Raw genomic sequence first — 18,252 nt, 5'->3', positions numbered from 1 at the left:
TGGCAGGATTATTCACCAAAGAAAAAAGGAGGGAAATTTTCCCTCCAAACTATCCCTGCGCCATTCCATTTAACAAAGTCTCCATCACCTGTTCTGTAAGGTGCTCAGTATCCGCCTCTTGCCCGAAAAAGAGCATATGCCCGCTAAAAGCCACCGCGCCTAAAAACATCCTAGCGACCACCGCCGTATCCATGACTTTCAGCTCACCACGGTCAATTCCTTCATCTATGAGTTTCTGGATATATGCGACTTTTTCTTCCTGTTTCTCAATCATCCAACTAGTCAAATGCTCACCCAAATCCATGTGCTCTCTAAGGATTATCCGGGCTATGTCCTTATGCTTTTCAATGAAATTTAAATGGAGGGACACCACCTGACGCAGCTTTTCCACCACGCTGTCTTTGTTGTCTAATTTTCGCTCCAGCACATCCAAATAAAACATACTGCTGGACTTAAACATCTCTTGAAACAGTTCTTTCTTACTGGAAAAGTACTCGTATACGGTACCCTTGCCTACTTCCGCCTCGGCTGCTATTTCTTCCACCTTGGCCTTATGGAAGCCCTTGGTGCTAAACACCCGGGCCGCAGCCCTTAATATCTGGCTGCGTTTGTCCCTGGCTATGCCATCCATTTAATCACCTTCTACATGCCCGAGGCTTGACCAGCCCCGGCTGACGCTGCTGCCCCGCTGCCAATAAATACCTGATGTTTGAATTGAGCTTTAAGCAGGTTATATCCCTGCAGTGCCTGGGACAGGTATAGTTCCTGGCTGTTCAGCATTTCCGATGCCTGCAGTACCTCGATGCTGGTGGCTACACCCACTTCATAGCGGAGTTCAGCTAGCCGCAGGTTTTCTTTAGCCCGGTCAACGCTCTTCAGCAGCATTTTGTAATTAGCTTCAGCTTGTTTTAGTCTTTTGTAAGATTTCATCACTTTTAGTTCAAAATCTTTTTGCGCTTCTTGGAAATTAACTTCGGATTTAGCAGTTGCAAATTTAGCATCTTTATACGTATAAACATTGGGAGTATAGTAGTCCGCTGTGAGTTCAAAAGCATCCTGCTTATTTTCATAATCAATCCTAGCCGCAATCAGACCAATATCAGCATCCGACGCCTGGTCAATAAACTCCGCCACATCGATCTCCTCCATCGAAGCGTAGTCCAATTTAGCGGTTAGCTCTAGCGTTTGATCAAGTTCAAGACCCATGGCCCTATTTAATTCCATATAGGCAATATCAAGGTCATTTTCGGCGGTGTTTAAATCCACCGTTGCTTTATCCAACTGTACTTCCGCACCCAATACATCGTTTTTAGCCACAGTACCCGCTTTAAATGCCGCTTTTGCAGATTTTAATTGTTCAGCAGCCCGATCATGGGTGGCCTGATTTACAGCAACATTCTTTTGAGCGCTAAGTACATTATAATACGTACTTTCCACTGATAAACGAATGGAACGCTTGGTATAGTCAAGCTTCACCTTTGCAAATTCATAGCCCCGTTCTGCAAAGGTAGGATACAACTCTTCTTGTTGGGCTGTACTTAATCCGGGCGGAAAATAGGGACTATCCGGGTTATCTGCAATCTTCTCCTTCAAGTCATTAGCCTGATTAAAGTCTTTTTCCGCTTCATCCAAAGACACTTTATTGAGTTGTATATTTGAATTATGCTCCAACGCATAATCTATCGCTTCATCCAAAGAAAGTACCATCACCTTTTCTTCTGCAGGGCCAGCCAAAGATGTCCCCGCTACAGAACCCATCACCAGCATCGCCACCATTGCCAATATAACCAATCGTTTCATCACTTTCTCCTCCCCCTATATGCTTTGACCGGAATCGGCCTTATCCGCGCTTCCTTTTCCTATTTTACGCTTAGTCCACTGACCAAAATCATCTACGATAGTGTATACCACCGGTAAAAACACTAAAGTAAATATCATGGACACCGATAAACCGCCGACCACCGCAACTGCCATGGGCGCAGAAGCCTCAGAGCCGGAACCAATCCCTGCGGCAGTGGGCAGCAATGCCAATACTGTAGTCAACGTGGTCATTAAGATTGGCCGCAGCCGTACCGGTCCCGCCTGCAGTACTGCTTCATCGCGCTCATGCCCGCGTTCTCTCAGCACATTAATGTAATCAATCAGTACGATGGCATTATTGACCACAATACCCGCCAGCATAATTACTCCAATAAAAGTTGGTACGCTGAAACTGCGCCCGGTAACTACTAAAGCAGCTACTACACCGATAAATGTGGTGGGCAAAGAAAACATGATCACAAACGGATGCACCAAAGATTCAAATTGCGACGCCATCACCATATACACCAGGATAATCGCCAGTATCAAAGCCAATCCTAGGTTGCCGAAGGCTTCCATCATTTCTTCTTGCTGACCGCCCAGAATAATCTCATATCCCTTTGGCAACTGCTGCCGCAGCGGCTGAAGCTTGGCTTCCAAGTCACTGGTGATACTACCTAAGTCACGGCCGGCAATTTGCGCCTGTACAGAAGCCACCCGGGCTTGATCCTCACGACTAATTGTACCCGGACCCACATCCTGCTTGATGGTCACCACTTCAGATACCGGCACATTGATGCCCATAGGCGACGGTATAGTCACATCCTTTAGGTCCTGCAAGTTTTTTCTAGCCCATTCAGGATAAATCACGCGTACGTCAATCTCGTTGTCTTCAATTCCAAATTTCGTAGCAACCTGACCATGCATAGCAGTTTGCACCGCCGAAGCCAGCTGCGCCACATTAATACCGTAACTAGCGGCTTTATCGCGATTTATTAATAACTGAAGTTCTGGACTGCCATCTACAAAACTTGACTCCACCTCCCGGGTGCCTGGGACACTTTCCACAATGGTAAGAACCTGGTTAGCCAGTTTTTCTAAAGTAACCAGATCATTACCCTTAATTTTTACCGCAACAGGGGCAGAACTTCCTCCGCCCATCTGATTGGCATCTACTGCTGAAACTTCAATATCCGCCCCGGCAATGCCGGCAAAACTATTACGCAGTTCGTCGGCCACCACGTCAGTGCCGCGGCTGCGCTGTTCCTTATCCACCAGCATTACCCGTATTTGGGACCGGTGCTGCTGGGCGCCGCCCATGCCCAGTTGATTCTGCGAAACGCCAACACTGGTAAATACGGTATCCACCTCAGGGACATCATAAAGGATATCCTCAACCTGCTCCGTTATCTTCTCGGTTTCTTCCAATAAGGAGCCCCTATTCAATTCAATATTGACAGCCAGTTCACCGCTGTCCATACTAGGCAAAAACTCCATGCCCACCATGGGCACTAGGGCAAAGCTTGATATCAAGGCCACAGTAACAGCTGCCACTACAGTTTTGCGGTGGCCTAATGCCCAAGCTAGTAATTTACTGTACACTGCAGTTAATTTATCTAACCCCTGTGCTAATCCGTCCATAATTTTTCGCAGCGGGTTTCGTTTTTTCACCTTACCGTTGCCATTGGTTATTACCAAAAACTTGGAAGAAAGCATCGGTATCAGCGTTAACGCTACTAATAAGGCTGCAGCCAAAGCGAAAGAAACCGTCAGCGCCAACTGTTTGAACAATTGTGCCGCTATTCCTTCCACAAATACAATGGGCAAAAATACCGCAATTGTAGTTATGGTAGACGCTATCACCGCACTGGCAACCTCATCGGAGCCAAGAATAGCTGCCTGCATCATGCCGTGTCCGTCCTGGCGATATCGATAAATATTCTCCAAAATAACAATAGCGCTGTCCACCATCATGCCCACGCCTAAGGCCAAGCCGCCCATGGACATCATATTCAATGTCAAGTCATTGAAGTAAATTAACGTAAATGCAGAAACGATAGAAATAGGAATAGCAATAGCAATAATCAGTGTGCTGCGTAAATTCCTTAAAAACAGGAATAGCACTAACACCGCGAAAATACCGCCGAGAATCGTATTGCTTACCACCCGGCCGATTGATTGGTTAATGAATTCTGACTGGTCAAAAATCATCGCGATGTCCATCCCGCCGGGAGCACTGCTTTTGATTTGCTCAAGCTCCGCTTTAACTCGTTCAGCCACCTGGACGGTATTGGCGTGGCTCTGTTTCATAACACTTATGCCAATGCTTGGTTCCCCGTTCATGCGGGTAATCTGATCAACATCTTTAAATCCATCTTCAATCGCTGCCAAATCAGACAGGCGAATGGCGCCGCCCCCATTGGGCACAGTCAGCACCACATTCCTAATATCCTCGACAGTTTCGTACTCACCTAAGGTACGTACAAATAGTTCCTGCTTACCTTCCACTACCTGACCGGTAGACATATTGACGTTTTCTGCACGCAGCGTCTGAGATATCTGCGCCAAGGTGAGCCCGTATTGTTCCAATTTAACCGGGTCCACCGACACCTTTATTTCCCTGGTATAACCGCCAGTTATGAAAACCGAAGCCACACCTTCCAGCCGTTCCAGCCTGCTGGATATGTCGTCTTCCGCAAAAGCTTTTAGCCGGGATAAATCCCTGCCGCCGGATAGGCCGATTTGTAAAATAGGCATCATCGCCGGGTCCATCTGCATCACCATCGGGTTACTGATGTCCTCCGGCATAAAGGACTTAATGAAATCTACCTTTTCCCGCATCTTCAAGGTGGCAAAATCCATATCAGTGCCCCAGTCAAACCAGACAATTACCGTAGACGACCCCTCAGTAGTATCGGAAACAATCTGGTCAACACCGTTAACCGTACCAAGAATTTCTTCCAGCGGTTTGGTGACCAATTCCTCCACTTCCTGAGGACCGGCGCCGCTGTAAGAAGTGGAAACAGCCCCCACCGGCAGCTTTATCTCCGGATAAAGGTCTACCGCAATGCGTGTAAGGGATATCCCCCCCAGCAGCATAACGATCAGCACCGCCATCACCACGGTGACCGGGCGTTTAACCGCAAAATTGGATAGCTTCATAAACTACTTGTCACCACCTTGAACTGTGACCGGTGATCCGTCATCAACCCGATGCTGACCTTGAATAATCACCGCGTCGCCGGCATTAATACCCGTTAATACAGCCGCTTGCTCACCAGTGGTAAAAGCAAGACTAACATCTTGTTGCACCGCTTTACCGTCAACAGCCACATAAACTACTTTAATGCCGTTAATATCAACCAAAGCTTCTTGAGGAATAATAAGCGCATCTTCCACCGAACGGGTACCTAATGCCACTTGAGCAAACATGCCGGGCTTTAATACATGCTCCTTATTATCAATGGCGACTTCTATCGGATACGCCTTGGTACGAGCGTCCGCCGCCGGCGCTACCATTGTTAACTCGCCGGTGAAAGCTTCATCTGCTGCCGCTGCGGGCACCGTTACCTTTACCGTATCGCCCATTTTAACTGTGTTAATATCGGTTTCCGGCACATTCACCCTTACTACCACCGTATCCATATTGACTACGGTTACTACCGGCGATGTCGGTCCGGCAGTTTGGCCCGGATCAACGTAACGGAAAGCGACAATACCGTCAATCGGAGCTTCAATGGTAGCGCTATCTAACGCAATTCGCGCCTGTTCTACTAGTGCTTCAGCTTGCTTTACGCCTTGGGATTTGGCCGTTTCATATTGCATTTCCACAGAATCAAGTTGCTGTTGAGAGATAGCTCCCTGTTTAAATAATTCCTGCATACGCTGATAGTTGCTTTCAGCGTTGGTAAAACTGGCCCGGGCGGCAGCCAAACCGGCTTGGGCCTGATTTAACCGAGCACGAATCTCATCACTTTCTAGACGCACCATTACATCACCTTTTTGTACCCGGTCGCCTACCTTCACCTTTACTTCTTCCACTTTACCGCCCATCTTAGGAATAACATTAACCTCGGACTGGCCTTCAACTTTACCGCTTAGCTCACTGAATTTTTGCAAATCACCTTTTTCAGCTTTCACTACGCTAACCGCAATGGTTTCCACCTGTTCTTTTTGCGCCTCTACCGGTTGAGCTCCGCAACCGCTTAATACAAACAGTAATGTGGCAACCAAAGTTAAGTAAGTAATCATTCTGACAGTCTTACTAAGTAACATTTCTCTTTTTCCTCCCCATTAAAAAAACTATAATTGTGTATACAATTCAGAACCGACCAGTCGGTCGGCATATGTACATTATATTAAGCCACATTTTGGGTGTCAATAGGAATTTGTGGAGATAAATATAAGAAAAACCCCGGCACCAAAATCCGGGGTTTATTGAGCCCTGCCTATTTTAATAATTTCCAGGGTGCTGGTGGGCCGTTTCCTATTCCAGCGCCTTAGCTGGACATCTTTATTTTTTTCTCCAAATCACTGCGCAGGATGGATTTGAGAATCTTACCTACGGGGTTACGCGGTATTTCTTCCACAATCTCCAGCCGTTCCGGCAGCTTGTAAACAGCACAGCCCTGCTCCGTCATAAAATCTACCAGCTCCTGTAGGTCAAAGGTCTCACCGGGACGAGGCACCACATAGATACAGGTACGCTCGCCCAGTTTCTCATCGGGCATACCCACCGCAGCCACCTCTGCCACTTTGGAATGGGACAGCAGTATATTCTCAACCTCTTGGGCACTGATGTTGTAACCGCCCCGGATAATAATATCTTTTTTTCGGTCAAAAAAACTCACATAATTACCTTCTTTAATTTGAAACAAATCTCCCGTATAGAAATACCCCTGTTCGTCAAAAGACTTGGCATCCAAGTCCGGTCGGCGGAAATAACCAGGAATGACGTTGGGGCCTTTATAGGCCAGCTCCCCCACACCTCCAATATCTGTTACCTCACTGCCGGTGTCCGGATCCACTAATTTAGTGTGTATTCCGGATGTATCACTGGCCCACTGGGCACCGGCCTTGCCAAACTGCGGCAGATGGTCCACTCTTTTCTCCACTTCAGGAACATCCCGGGCACCGGAGACAATAGCTGTTCCTTCATTCTGGCCCCAGATATTACCGATATCTATACCCCAGCGTTTTTTGAATTCACGAATGGTAAACAAGGACGGCGGCGCCGAACCCAGCGTTATGGAGCGAATACTTTCAAAGCGAAACTGATCTGATTGGGGATGTTTCACCATGATGTTGGCCACAGCAGGCACCAATAAAGTATAGTTGACCTTTTCCTCCATCATCTGGCGGATAAAAACCGGCAGGTTAAACGGGTGATGCAGCACAAATGTCCCGCCCAGAATAATCCATGGAATATAAGTGGTACCCAGAGAAGCCATATTTACCAGCGGCCCGGCCGTCATCTGCACATCCCCCGGACGGATATCCGCAGTGCCGATACCGACGTTGCACTGGTATAACCAGTTATTGTGGCTTAAGGGACAACCCTTCGACTCTGCCTCAGTGCCGGATGTCCAGCAGATGGTGAAAATATCGTTAGCATCTATTGGGATGCTGTCCAACAGCCTACTGTCGCCATTGCCCCGGGTCATCTTTCTGATATCCTCGAGAGTAATCACATGCTCCATCTTATTTGAATTGGCCTGAAGCTTGTAGGCCATTGTGCCATGGGCAAAGTTTTTAAACTCCGTCACCGTAATCAGGGCTTTCGCACGGGTAAGGTCGCCAATATATTGTAACTCCCTAAAACGCCACTGCATTGGGGCCGGAGAAATAATTGCTCCTGTACGGCAGATGGCCAGATACAACATAGCCAATTCCCAAGTGTTTGGCAGTTGCACCATGACAATATCATCCTTGCCAATCCCCATCCCTGCCAGCGACGTGGCCACAGCATCCACCGCCCGGTCAAGCTGTGCATAGGTCAATCTTTCCGGCGCAGTACCGGTCAATTCCTGCCTATCCGGCGGGTCCACCAGCGCCGTATGCTCCGGCTGCAGTTCTACATGCTCCTTGAAATATTCAATCAGAGTCTTTTTCCCCCACCATCCCTTGTCAGTATACTCAGTAATATGCTCCTGTGTGGACAGTATCATTTCAATTCCCCCTTCAATTTCATAATATTCTGATATCTTTTGATATCTTTAATTATTATGCAACACACTTTCCTCCCGCCACATAATTTTTTAGAATAAGTGACACATTTGGTGTCACTTATTTGGTGTCAGGCACCATTAGATAAAAATATTTTGTGTTGTTTTTGGTAGAATACTTTGCGGGTGGTCCCGGTGCTGGCTTCAACTCCGGGCCAAGCTATGTCCATTTTAATTGTCTGCTTGGCTTTAGTCCCAATTTTAGTAGCAACTCCGAGTTCGGAGCCTGCTTCTTTAATGTAGATATTACCGCCGGCGTTAATCTCACCGCCTTTGAAGAGACCTTTAATACCTTTGATTTCTACTTTTCTTCCGGCATTGAGAATAGATTGGTGACAGCCTTCGCCGTTAATAATAATATCGGCACTGGCGAACAATGTAGAAGATTGGACATATCTACCATTCAAAGCTGCGTCCGGGCGATTCATGGCATCCAGTATATCTTTTGCTTTGGTGATTGATTCTTGAAGTTCGGTAAACATATCATCAGTATAAATCTTCTCATTATTAACGATGTCAAATGCTTCGGTCAATTGGTTAACGACCTGCACAACCGGGCCTTCCATCATTTTAAATTCATCTTTTCCCCTAATATCAGCGGCGAAGGCTGCGCACTCCTGAGATAATTTGGGGTACTTCTGTTTAATAATGGCCCTAACGGCTGTGTCTAACGGTATCTTCCCCTGCATCTGTGAATGCAGTTGGGCTACAAATTTCAATATAAGGGTAATTTGATGCTCCATCTTGGTTAAATAATTTAATATACTGCTGCAAATAAGGGAAACTTTACCGGCGAACAATTTGCATCCGACTATATTTCCATTAACAGTAATGCTTCCGCCTGAATTAATGGTACTGTTGGCCACAAATCCTGTAACCGTGACTTCGCCGGTGGCGCTGATCAGCATATTATCCTCTACATTGCCGGACACAATCACATCACCTTTAAAACTAATATCCCCAGTTTCCGGATTGACATTACCCTTATGATTGCAGACGGGCAGTACACTCAATTTGCCATTAACTACATCAGGGCGCCCGTCTATAGCCGCATAAGCTTTTGTGCCATCTGGCGAAAGTGTTACTCCCTTTCCGGTTTTAATGCTAATGGCCTTCGGGTCACGCACCCCCACCGGAGCGCCGTTCAGGTTTATTCCGGGTTCGCCTGGTATCCCAGGGTGTTTGACTGCCAGTACTTCGCCGGCCTCTACACTAAGGATTTTTGCCATCCGTCTCAGTCTTCGCCCCTCTTCAAACTCTTTATTTTGGAAGACATACTCGATACTTTCGTCCATCGGCGGCTTAGGCGATACGCCTTCAGCTATTAACTCCCTCTGGCAGTTCTGTCCGGAGGTAAGCAGGGTGCGAATTTTCCCTTCATTTATGTAGTGGGTTATTCCCTTCTGAGCCAGCTCGATTATTACGGTAGTATAGTCCAAGGCCGGCGGCGAAACTTCTTCTTTAAATTCCGCCGAAACCACCAGGTCCTGAGTGGGTTTACTGTCATTGATGCTAAACTTTTGACCATACTTATAGTTGACACTCATACGTGCGTGCATTAAGGCAGCATCCACTTGAACCGTGTAGTCAAGCGATGCTTTCTTCTCCCCTGGCTTGATCTCAATTTCGTCTTCAGCATTTATAGGGGTCTTGTCCGTAATTTCTCGTTTGTTGACGTTAATAATGACATTATCCCCGGGCGTAAGGCTAGGCCGTTCAGCATCGGGTTCGGGCATGATAACGCTGGCCACTCCATCTTTTATGCCTATTGTTCCGCGGAGAGGTCTGTCTGTATTTGAATTTGGTAATGTTTTGGGGTCGTTGGACATTAGAAACACCGCCCAGATTAAAAATTAGGAGACAAGATAAACGCAAAACTTTACTTAACATCGGCATAGGCAGTGTGTACCTATTTAAATGGTATATCTGACTATTATGACTATTCTCGGTGTGATGGAAATATCCTCTTTTTGCGCGGGTGATTCAAAATAATAAGCTCGGGGTTAGCCGGGCCTAGAGGGGGTTGTTCCATAAAATCCGACTGCCGCCGCACAAGAAAACCCCGGCATCAGAATCCGGGGTTCATTGAGTCCTGCTTATTTAGAAATTTTCACCGTACTGACGGCATCATCCCAGTCTACAGAAGCACCAAATGCTTCACTAACGAAGCGGACCGGCACATAGGTATGGCCCGCATTGAGAAAAGGAACCGTGTCCAAGGTAAAGTTATCCGGCCCAACCGATACTTCCTTCTTCCCGATGGCTAGTGCTATACTGGTGCCATCACCGGTAATGGCAATAGATTGGCTTTCATTATGCCACTGAGTACTAAGTCCAAGGGCATCAGCAATCCCTCTTAGGGGAACCAGCACTCGACCGGCATTCATCACCGGCGGCACGGATAAGCTAAGTTCCCCACCATTTAATTCAACAGTCAGCCCGCTGCTTTTTTGCTCCGATGGCTCTTCGTTTACGTCGTCTACCGGGTTACTAGTTGAAAGCTTTAGCATCTTAATATCATTGTTATAATTGCTGTCATCCGTATAAACTACTTTATTACCGTAGATATCGGGCTGAAGCTGATTTTTCGGCTCCACTGCCACGGGAAATTTCTTATCGGTATAGATGTCATAGCCATATAAATCCCAGTTGCCATTGCTGTCATCCTGCCAGATAATTACACTGCCGGAAACCACGGGATTGCTCTGATCATCGTCTGCCTTGGTGATGCGAGTAGTCTTAGCGGATTTAAAGTTATAAAGGTATATCTCCCAATTTCCTGCCTGATCGTCGGCCCAGACCACATAATCCCCTTCCACTCTGGGGCTAACCTGGTTTTTAGGCGAACTGTCAATGACAAATTCCTTACCGGTGGAAATTCCGTAGCCGTAAATATCCCAATTGTCATCTCGCTCATCCTGCCACACGATGTAGTCACCGTAAATTTGAGGATTAATCTGGTCATCCTCATTACCGGTAACCGGTAATTCCTTTCCGGTATCTAGATTGTAGAGGAAAATATCCCAGTTGCCATCGCGCCTATCCTGCCATACGACATTATTTTTGTAGATATCGGGCTTAAGCTGATCTTTCGGGCCCTTACCAATCCAGCTTTCTTTGCCCGTAGCAACGTCAAGCACAAATATATCCCAGTTTAAATATCTGTTATCCGCAAACACCAGCTTACCGTCATAGGCCGCTGGTTCTTTCTGCTGAGTGCCGTTACTCTTCAGCGCTTGGCTCTGACCGGACCCTTGTGCTAAATAACGTACCAACTCCGATGAACTGGTGCTCTCCTCCCATACTGTTAATGACTGAGAAATCTTTGCGCCGTGCTGATCCGCATCCCCCTGGGCAACGGCAGCCCCGGCAGCCAACGCGCCAGTTGTACCAACCAACATTAAAATAAGTAATAAACTAATAATACCTGCGTACCTCTTCATGAAGTCACCCCAATTACCTTAATTTTACTCAATTATACTATAGGTGGCAGCATGTTACCACCGGTAAAAAGGCCCGTTTTGTCTTGCATAATGCCAAAAGCCCGGGAAATTGAAAAATCCCGGGCTTTTGGCTTGTATCTATTTAGTTTTGGGTGGGTGGGTTTTAGTTATCTAAAACTTGATCACCGGTTTCCTCTTCCGGTTCCTCAAGATTAATATTACCAGTCTCTTCATCGTATTCCACTACCTCACCTAGTTCCTCCGCTATATACCTGAGTGGTACAAAGGTACGGTTATTAATGGTTTCCGCGGGAACGTCAAAAGTCTTTGTCTCACCGTTTACGGTATAGGATGCTTCACCCGGCTGCAAAACCAAGGTAATATCGTCCCGCTGAATTGTTACCTGATTGTTTTCGCCATCCCAATATACGGCGGCACCGACAGTTTCAATGACCGCGCGGACGGGAATTAAAGTCCGACCCTGCTTAATAACAGGAAAAGCATCGCTAAATTCTATCACATTACCCCTTGCTGCCAACTTCCCGGCCAGCAATTCCACTTTCTCCTGGTAATCAACTTCAAGCTGCTGCAATCTCTGTTCAAACTCCGCCTTTTTCGCTTCAAGGTCACCTTTACCTGTTTCCTCAAACCATTCCATTTTCTCTACAATCTTTTCCTGCTTTTCTTCGAGCTTGGACTGAAGCCCTTCATTCTGTTTCCAGAGCCCTTTAGCCCAGCCGTTACCTTCACCATCATCTTCTTCATACACTTCTTCTATGATACTTTCCTCTTCCTCCAGTTCTGCTTCCAGTTCTGCTTCCAATTCTTCCTCTGCTTCAATATCCTCTTTCAGCTCTTCATCCTCTTCTGCTTCAACCTCTAAATCAACTTCCTGTTCTTCAACTTGAATTTGTGGCTTATCCTTAGCAGACTTATCCCGGCCATTTTCTGATTTAGCGGCAAGGACGCCGGTGGTGCTAAGAGCTAAGACCATCAGCAGCATTACCATTATCGCAACTATTTTTTTCATCTTACTCCCTCCAATGACATCTTTTTACTTTTTCAAAATAAGCTTACCAGTATATCGAAAAATCTTAAAGATGCCACGCTTCCTATTTTATATAGGACTAGGGTCCTAGTTTCCTGTATATTGGAACATGCACTTGTTAGATAAGAAAATCTGGTGATGTTTCTACCCACCGATTATCAGTTTAATATTGTCCTTTTATGTGCTAAACTTACGAGAAGAGTGCGAATTACAATTTTAGACATATTTCATATGAAAACTTTTATTAAAAATGCAACCATATGGAGTTTTGTTGTTGACATGAAATTACCTTTTAGTTATCTGAAAAAGTTAAAAAAAGCATCCAACCAACCATATGCCGTTGCCGTCGGTATGGCTATCGGCATCTTCTGGAACTTTATACCCTCCCTTGGTGTAGGAGTGGTTCTTTCAGGTGTCACTGCGAAACTGATGCGGTCTAGCAGCATTATGGCAGTATCCACCAACATAAGTACTGCTATTTTTATCCCTTTTTTCTACACCCTAAACTATTTAACTGGAACAATGGTCATAGGAGCAAACCCTACTAATACAGAAGTCCAATCACAATTAGAACATTCTTTGGGACAATCTTTGGGCAACATGGAAACAGTGATTGACCAGCCGGCTTCATTTTTTTCCTGGTTTCAGGTAAAGTCTATTTCATTGGACTTTATAGTAGGCTCGTTAATCAATGCCACGGTCGCTGCCCTTATAACAACTGCAATTATATGGTTTGTACTTAAATCTATCAAAAGAACTAAGCGTACTAAGAAAAAACAACCTGTCCGCATGTCCCTTCATTAATTAGTGAATAATTCAAGCCTGACCCTTTCTTTTTCTTTTTAATTGATTTTTCTTTGTTTCTTTGTTATACTAATTATATAAATTTTGCATATACTATAAGGAGGTTAGAGTTATGAATGCAACTGTTATGGAGCGTGATAATATGGATCGTAAAATAATCAGTGTTTCTAAGAAACGTCAGATTACGATACCTTTGAAATACTATAAACATCTTGGTCTTGATAATGAAGTCGAATGTACCCTTGAAGACGGTGCTATTGTAATCAGACCCCTAAATAGAAATTCTGGTGAGTTTTCTGTTGAAATACTCAAAGACCTCATATCTCAAGGCTACTCCGGTAATGAATTAATAAAAAAATTTGAATCTCAAAGCAAAAATATCAAAAAAGCTGTTACTCATATGCTTGAGGATGCAGATGCTATAGCTGCTGGAGAAAAAGAATCCGAAAGCTTTGAAGACATCTTTGGCCCGGAGAACTAGATATGTATGAGATACAGTTCAGTTCCCCAGCCGCACGCTTTTTTAAAAAACTAAAAGAAAAACCTCTTAAAGATACTTATAAAGCAGCTTTACAAGAAATAAGTAAAGATCCCTATATTGGTCAACCAAAGCGTGGCGATTTAGCTGGCATTTATGGTTACGATGTAAGGTATCAAGGTACAAACTATGAAATTGCCTACACCATCAATGAAGTCAATGGTAAAAAAGTCATTTTACTTCTTGCCGGTACTCGTGAAAATTTTTATGAACAACTAAAGCGGTATATTAAATAGCTCTCATCTTCTAGAGGGCTATTTTTTTTTGCATATTACTCGCACGGTGGTCTGGGAGAGGGGAATGTAAATTATTTTGTGTAAATAGTTTTTTTCATAAAATTTGGGCTATTATTGGCTCTTACTTGACAGGAGGATAGGGCATATTCCGACTTTTGATATATTCCGATGATTTTTCAAAACATGCTTAGTATTTTGTATATGCAACACCGTCACTATCCTATTGGCTGAAAGAATCGGAATATTATATTCTACTGTTTTTGTTTACACCTCTATAATAGAGATGTCTGGCGATCAGCCAAGACTAATCTAATAAGGAGGTTTTTTTATGCAAAAGATCATGGAAGCAATTGAGTGTGTTTTGGCATTTCTCAGAAATATCCCCCTCAGTAGTAGCAGCATTAGGCAGTATAAGATTTATTTGTTAAGTAACATTGTTCCTTACTGCGAGGTCAACTGTATTAGAATCTTTTCTGATGACGAAATGCATGCCTATGCAGAGGAACAGATGTCAAAGGCTAAGAACGGTGAGTTTAGCAAATCTACTGCGATACACCGCAGGAAAGCGGCTGCACTACTGACAGACTGCATGCAAGGCAGGGAGCTTGTATGGGAGCACAAGAATTTCAAACAGCAAAAGCTGTGCGAGTACTTTGAAGAGATTCTGGCTGACTATTCCACCCACCTCTCTCAATCCTTAGCTCCTAGAACTATTCGGACGCACATAGGCATTATACGGCAGTTTCTTGTTTTCATTGAGCAAAACGGCATGCAGAATTTCAACAAATTAAGGTCCAATAATGTGAAGGATTTTATTGCGAACGCAGCTCCAAACAACAAAGCCAGTATGTCAAAGTTCACGGGTGCAACAAGAAAATTTCTTTCACACCTAGCTGATACCGGGCTTGCATCTATCAACGCTGAATGGAATCTTATCAACCCGGCACCCAGGTATCGAAAATTGCTACCTTGCTTTTCCGACAAAGAGGCGGATGCTATTCTTGACAGTGTGGACAGGACTACTCCTATCGGGAAACGAGATTATGCTATCATAATGCTCGCACTTTGGACAGGGCTTCGAGGCGTGGACGTTTTAGACCTAAAGAGATCGGACATCGATTGGAATCGCAAGGTCATTGATGTGGTCCAAGGCAAAACCGTTGTGGGTATTCAAACGGAATTATCGTCGGGAGTAGGCAACGCTATAGCAGACTATATTCTAAACGGTCGCCCCGAAACGGATTCTCCATACATATTTGTCCGTCATAGAAGGCCTTATGATAGGTTAAGTGATACCGCAGGTAGGGACATTATGGTTAGATCTCTTTGCAAAGCAGGCATTTCTCATGAAGCTTGGGATGGCAAGTCATTCCACGCATTAAGGAGAACTTTTGGCACAAGACTGGTTCGGGCTGGAGTGCCCATTCGATCCGTTGGTGAGATGCTTGGGCATGCGAATCCAAACTCCGCCAAACGTTATGTTGCCTTAGACACAGAAGGCCTTCGCATATGCTGTCTAGACATATCCATGTTCAGAACCAAGAAAGTTGGTCTATTATGACATATGAATTTAAAAGCGGATTTGCCGGGCAAATCCAAGAAATGCTGGAACATAGAGCTACAATGAGATATTCTGTGAAAAATTACAATAAGCTCTTTGCGAACTTTGATCGGTTTTGTATGAATCATTTCCCAAACGAAACCATTCTTACGAAAGAAATTGCGTTCGCTTGGTGCAACGATGCCAAAGGCAATGGTAAAGGTGCCTTTAATAGAGCAAGTGCGCTTCGCGGATTTGCTCGCTATATCTCCCTTGCAGGCAAAGAAGCATATGTCATGCCATCATCTTTCTTTCCTATGCCAAAGGCCAAGCAACCTATCATCATGAATCATGTTGAACTAACGAACTTTTTTGAGGCTACGGATTGCTACCCCAGCGGTGAAAGAAACGTTCTGCATGATTTTACAGTGCCAGTCATTTTCCGTTTACAGTATGCATGCGGAATGCGTCCACAAGAGGTGCGGTGTCTACGGTGTACGGATTTCAACTTCACTGATAATACTATTTATATCGCCGATGGAAAGCGCCACAAGGATCGGTGCTTGCCTACTAACGCAGACGTTATGGAGATGTGCAAGAGGTACAACCAAATAGCGGAAAAAATTACCCCCCAAAGAACATATTTCTTTCAAACTCAATTGGGAAAGGCCTACACAACCGACTGGCTCTGCGATGCTTTCCGTATATGTTGGGAGATGAGCGGGAATGTAACCAGTCGTGGTTCCTGTACTCCCTATGCTCTCCGACACAATTTCGCTACACAAATACTCATGCGCTGGATTGAAGAGGGAAGGGATTTAGACGCGATGATCCCATACCTCAGTGCATATATGGGGCACGAAAGCTTTTCTGCCACATACTACTACATTCATTTACTGCCAGAGCGGTTAGCTCTTATGGACTTCACTCGCTCAAATGGTATCATACCGGAGGCTTATGATTATGAAGAAGATTAAAGATAACCTGTTCTCACATCTGCGAGAGTTTTTTACCATCTTCTTAACTAAGCAGGCTCAGCGCAGCCCGCATACAATCCTAGCCACAAAACAGGTGTGGAATATGCTGCTTTCCTTCGTGTGTGACGCAACCGGTAAGCGTGTTGAGAGCCTCACCTTTGCGGATCTTTCCCGCGAAAACGTGATAAACTTTCTGGATAAAATGCAGCAAACAAAAGGATGGACCCCGTCTACACGAAATCACAGGTTGGCACGCATCCGCGCATTTTTTCGTTATGTAGCTAGCATAGAACCGACGCTTGTTTTTTATCTGGAAGATCTGCGAGGTATTCCGATGCAAAAAGATGTGAACAAGTCCTTCATGCTGGAGTATATGTCCAAGGATGCAATAACTACTGTTCTTCGCCAACCTGACCCATCCAAGAAAATGGGGATTCGCGATTTGTTCTTTCTGGTGTTAATGTATGACTCAGCTGCCCGTGACTGCGAAATGCTATCCATGCGTTTTTGTGATTTTGACCCGGTAGGAAAAGTTGTCTATTTGTTAGGGAAAGGTTTTGAAAAATCATCGGAATATATCAAAAGTCGGAATATTCCCTAAGATTCCGATATCGGAATTTTAGGGCACTGCTGAGGAGCAACCTGAGCGCCTGTCAAGGTTCTGCCGGGGGGTAATATATAACCAGCCAACTAGGTAAGCTCAGTAGCGCGGCCTTATCAAGCCTACATGCTTGGCTTTTTTTACTTTCAAGAAAAACACCCCTCACACGCTTAGCATGAACGACACAAAAGAACCGTCCCCTTATGTTCTTTTCAACAAATAAGTAACTATGATATAATAACAATGCACAAAAATACCATTCCTTTCCACCTGCTAGGAAATCGAGGTGAAATGTCATGCAACGAAAAGAAGTTCTAAACCGAGTCAAAAATACACTACTAGAATACACAAAGAATATACCCCTGCATGTCTACCTATTTGGTTCATGGGCAAAAAATAAGGAAAGACATACATCTGACATTGATATCGGAATATTAAGTAAGGATACCCTTTCAAGTGAATATCTCGTTAACCTTCGTTCTCATTTAGAGGAATCTACTATTCCGTACCGCGTGGATGTTGTTGATTTATCCGAAGTAGATCCAGTATTTTTAAAAAGAGTCAAGGAGGAAGGAATCCTGTGGAAAGACTAATAGAAAGAATAACAGACTCCGAAAAAGCACTTATTGCATTTCGTGAAGTGATGGCGATAGAACAACCTACTACCATTGAACGCGATGCTGCTATTCAGAGGTTTGAATTTACCTTTGAGGCAATATGGAAGGCAGCCCGGGAAATGCTTTACAAGGTTGAAGGAATTGACATTGGTTCGCCTAAAGGCGTTATCCGCGCCTGCCGAGAAGTCAACATCTTTAGCGATGCGGAAACTGTAACAGCCTTAAATATGGTAGACGACCGAAATCTGGCCGTACACACATACAACGAAAGCCTAGCAAAACAAATCTACAGTCGTTTATCCGGTTACCTCATATTAATGGGAAAATGGATTGAACTCATTACGAAAAAAGCTTTGGGTGCATAGTCCAGCCTTAAGGTATTTTACTTAAAACAGGATATATTTCTATAGCCTGGCTAATAAAC

16 protein-coding genes are annotated in these 18,252 nt (G+C 44.8%); 8 read left to right on the top strand and 8 right to left on the bottom strand.

Annotated elements, in window-relative coordinates:
• Nucleotides 1–49: 49 nt before the first annotated feature.
• The 8 genes from MFMK1_RS03395 to MFMK1_RS03360 form a co-directional block, all read right to left on the bottom strand.
• Entirely contained in the window at nt 50–631 is a 582-nt protein-coding gene (locus MFMK1_RS03395; protein WP_366923760.1) for a TetR/AcrR family transcriptional regulator, read from the bottom strand.
• 11 nt (nt 632–642) lie between these two features.
• Nucleotides 643–1,800 carry a TolC family protein gene (locus MFMK1_RS03390; RefSeq protein WP_366923759.1) on the bottom strand — a complete coding sequence of 386 codons (1,158 nt, stop codon included), beginning with the start codon at nt 1,798–1,800 and terminating at the stop codon, nt 643–645.
• A 15-nt stretch (nt 1,801–1,815) separates the two neighbouring features.
• Entirely contained in the window at nt 1,816–4,962 is a 3,147-nt protein-coding gene (locus MFMK1_RS03385; protein ID WP_366923758.1) for an efflux RND transporter permease subunit, read from the bottom strand.
• Between the two features lie 3 nt (nt 4,963–4,965).
• Nucleotides 4,966–6,075, bottom strand: a complete 1,110-nt coding sequence (locus tag MFMK1_RS03380; RefSeq protein WP_366923757.1) for an efflux RND transporter periplasmic adaptor subunit — start codon at nt 6,073–6,075, stop codon at nt 4,966–4,968.
• Between the two features lie 224 nt (nt 6,076–6,299).
• Nucleotides 6,300–7,967 carry a class I adenylate-forming enzyme family protein gene (locus MFMK1_RS03375; RefSeq protein ID WP_366923756.1) on the bottom strand — a complete coding sequence of 556 codons (1,668 nt, stop codon included), beginning with the start codon at nt 7,965–7,967 and terminating at the stop codon, nt 6,300–6,302.
• A gap of 128 nt (nt 7,968–8,095) precedes the next feature.
• Entirely contained in the window at nt 8,096–9,853 is a 1,758-nt protein-coding gene (locus MFMK1_RS03370; RefSeq protein ID WP_366923755.1) for a flagellar assembly protein A, read from the bottom strand.
• A gap of 267 nt (nt 9,854–10,120) precedes the next feature.
• Nucleotides 10,121–11,467, bottom strand: a complete 1,347-nt coding sequence (locus MFMK1_RS03365; RefSeq protein WP_366923754.1) for a stalk domain-containing protein — start codon at nt 11,465–11,467, stop codon at nt 10,121–10,123.
• A 163-nt stretch (nt 11,468–11,630) separates the two neighbouring features.
• Nucleotides 11,631–12,497, bottom strand: coding sequence for a copper amine oxidase N-terminal domain-containing protein (locus MFMK1_RS03360; protein WP_366923753.1), 867 nt, complete (start codon nt 12,495–12,497; stop codon nt 11,631–11,633).
• A 249-nt stretch (nt 12,498–12,746) separates the two neighbouring features.
• On the opposite strand from MFMK1_RS03360, the gene MFMK1_RS03355 reads away from it, so the two are divergent.
• The 8 genes from MFMK1_RS03355 to MFMK1_RS03320 all read left to right on the top strand — a co-directional run bounded on the left by MFMK1_RS03355 (nt 12,747) and on the right by MFMK1_RS03320 (nt 18,193).
• Nucleotides 12,747–13,319, top strand: coding sequence for a DUF2062 domain-containing protein (locus MFMK1_RS03355; RefSeq protein ID WP_366923752.1), 573 nt, complete (start codon nt 12,747–12,749; stop codon nt 13,317–13,319).
• Nucleotides 13,320–13,431: 112 nt separating this feature from the next.
• Nucleotides 13,432–13,800 (top strand): AbrB/MazE/SpoVT family DNA-binding domain-containing protein, encoded by a 369-nt coding sequence (locus tag MFMK1_RS03350; RefSeq protein WP_366923751.1) that lies wholly within the window; start codon nt 13,432–13,434, stop codon nt 13,798–13,800.
• Nucleotides 13,801–13,802: 2 nt separating this feature from the next.
• Nucleotides 13,803–14,093 (top strand): type II toxin-antitoxin system RelE/ParE family toxin, encoded by a 291-nt coding sequence (locus tag MFMK1_RS03345; RefSeq protein ID WP_366923750.1) that lies wholly within the window; start codon nt 13,803–13,805, stop codon nt 14,091–14,093.
• Between the two features lie 328 nt (nt 14,094–14,421).
• Entirely contained in the window at nt 14,422–15,654 is a 1,233-nt protein-coding gene (locus MFMK1_RS03340) for a site-specific integrase (protein WP_366923749.1), read from the top strand.
• Nucleotides 15,651–16,610: a tyrosine-type recombinase/integrase gene (locus MFMK1_RS03335; RefSeq protein WP_366923748.1), complete on the top strand. Its 960-nt coding sequence runs from the start codon at nt 15,651–15,653 to the stop codon at nt 16,608–16,610. Before MFMK1_RS03340 ends, MFMK1_RS03335 begins: the two co-directional genes overlap by 4 nt.
• Nucleotides 16,597–17,211 carry a tyrosine-type recombinase/integrase gene (locus tag MFMK1_RS03330; RefSeq protein ID WP_366923747.1) on the top strand — a complete coding sequence of 205 codons (615 nt, stop codon included), beginning with the start codon at nt 16,597–16,599 and terminating at the stop codon, nt 17,209–17,211. The genes MFMK1_RS03335 and MFMK1_RS03330 overlap by 14 nt, the downstream gene beginning before the upstream one ends.
• A 296-nt stretch (nt 17,212–17,507) precedes the next feature.
• The gene (gene mntA, locus MFMK1_RS03325; RefSeq protein WP_366923746.1) at nt 17,508–17,804 is read left to right on the top strand and encodes a type VII toxin-antitoxin system MntA family adenylyltransferase antitoxin; all 297 of its coding nucleotides are present in this window, start codon (nt 17,508–17,510) and stop codon (nt 17,802–17,804) included.
• A complete protein-coding gene (locus tag MFMK1_RS03320) occupies nt 17,792–18,193 on the top strand; it encodes an HI0074 family nucleotidyltransferase substrate-binding subunit (RefSeq protein WP_366923745.1) in 402 nt (133 codons plus the stop codon). The genes mntA and MFMK1_RS03320 overlap by 13 nt, the downstream gene beginning before the upstream one ends.
• Nucleotides 18,194–18,252: the final 59 nt, after the last annotated feature.

This window comes from Metallumcola ferriviriculae (genome assembly GCF_035573695.1).
Lineage (GTDB): Bacteria > Bacillota > JADQBR01 > JADQBR01 > JADQBR01 > Metallumcola > Metallumcola ferriviriculae.
The sequence above is the reverse complement of the archived record's forward strand: the minus strand, read 5'-3'. Positions and strand labels throughout refer to the sequence as shown.

Coding starts and splice junctions, on each gene's coding strand:
- MFMK1_RS03345 (WP_366923750.1), top strand. CDS start 13,803: ATGTATGAGATACAGTTCAGTTCCCCAGCCGCACGCTTTTTTAAAAAA.
- MFMK1_RS03390 (WP_366923759.1), bottom strand. CDS start 1,800: ATGAAACGATTGGTTATATTGGCAATGGTGGCGATGCTGGTGATGGGT.
- MFMK1_RS03340 (WP_366923749.1), top strand. CDS start 14,422: ATGCAAAAGATCATGGAAGCAATTGAGTGTGTTTTGGCATTTCTCAGA.
- MFMK1_RS03350 (WP_366923751.1), top strand. CDS start 13,432: ATGAATGCAACTGTTATGGAGCGTGATAATATGGATCGTAAAATAATC.
- MFMK1_RS03330 (WP_366923747.1), top strand. CDS start 16,597: ATGAAGAAGATTAAAGATAACCTGTTCTCACATCTGCGAGAGTTTTTT.
- mntA (WP_366923746.1), top strand. CDS start 17,508: ATGCAACGAAAAGAAGTTCTAAACCGAGTCAAAAATACACTACTAGAA.
- MFMK1_RS03370 (WP_366923755.1), bottom strand. CDS start 9,853: ATGTCCAACGACCCCAAAACATTACCAAATTCAAATACAGACAGACCT.
- MFMK1_RS03395 (WP_366923760.1), bottom strand. CDS start 631: ATGGATGGCATAGCCAGGGACAAACGCAGCCAGATATTAAGGGCTGCG.
- MFMK1_RS03355 (WP_366923752.1), top strand. CDS start 12,747: ATGAAAACTTTTATTAAAAATGCAACCATATGGAGTTTTGTTGTTGAC.
- MFMK1_RS03375 (WP_366923756.1), bottom strand. CDS start 7,967: ATGATACTGTCCACACAGGAGCATATTACTGAGTATACTGACAAGGGA.
- MFMK1_RS03335 (WP_366923748.1), top strand. CDS start 15,651: ATGACATATGAATTTAAAAGCGGATTTGCCGGGCAAATCCAAGAAATG.
- MFMK1_RS03380 (WP_366923757.1), bottom strand. CDS start 6,075: ATGTTACTTAGTAAGACTGTCAGAATGATTACTTACTTAACTTTGGTT.
- MFMK1_RS03365 (WP_366923754.1), bottom strand. CDS start 11,467: ATGAAGAGGTACGCAGGTATTATTAGTTTATTACTTATTTTAATGTTG.
- MFMK1_RS03385 (WP_366923758.1), bottom strand. CDS start 4,962: ATGAAGCTATCCAATTTTGCGGTTAAACGCCCGGTCACCGTGGTGATG.
- MFMK1_RS03360 (WP_366923753.1), bottom strand. CDS start 12,497: ATGAAAAAAATAGTTGCGATAATGGTAATGCTGCTGATGGTCTTAGCT.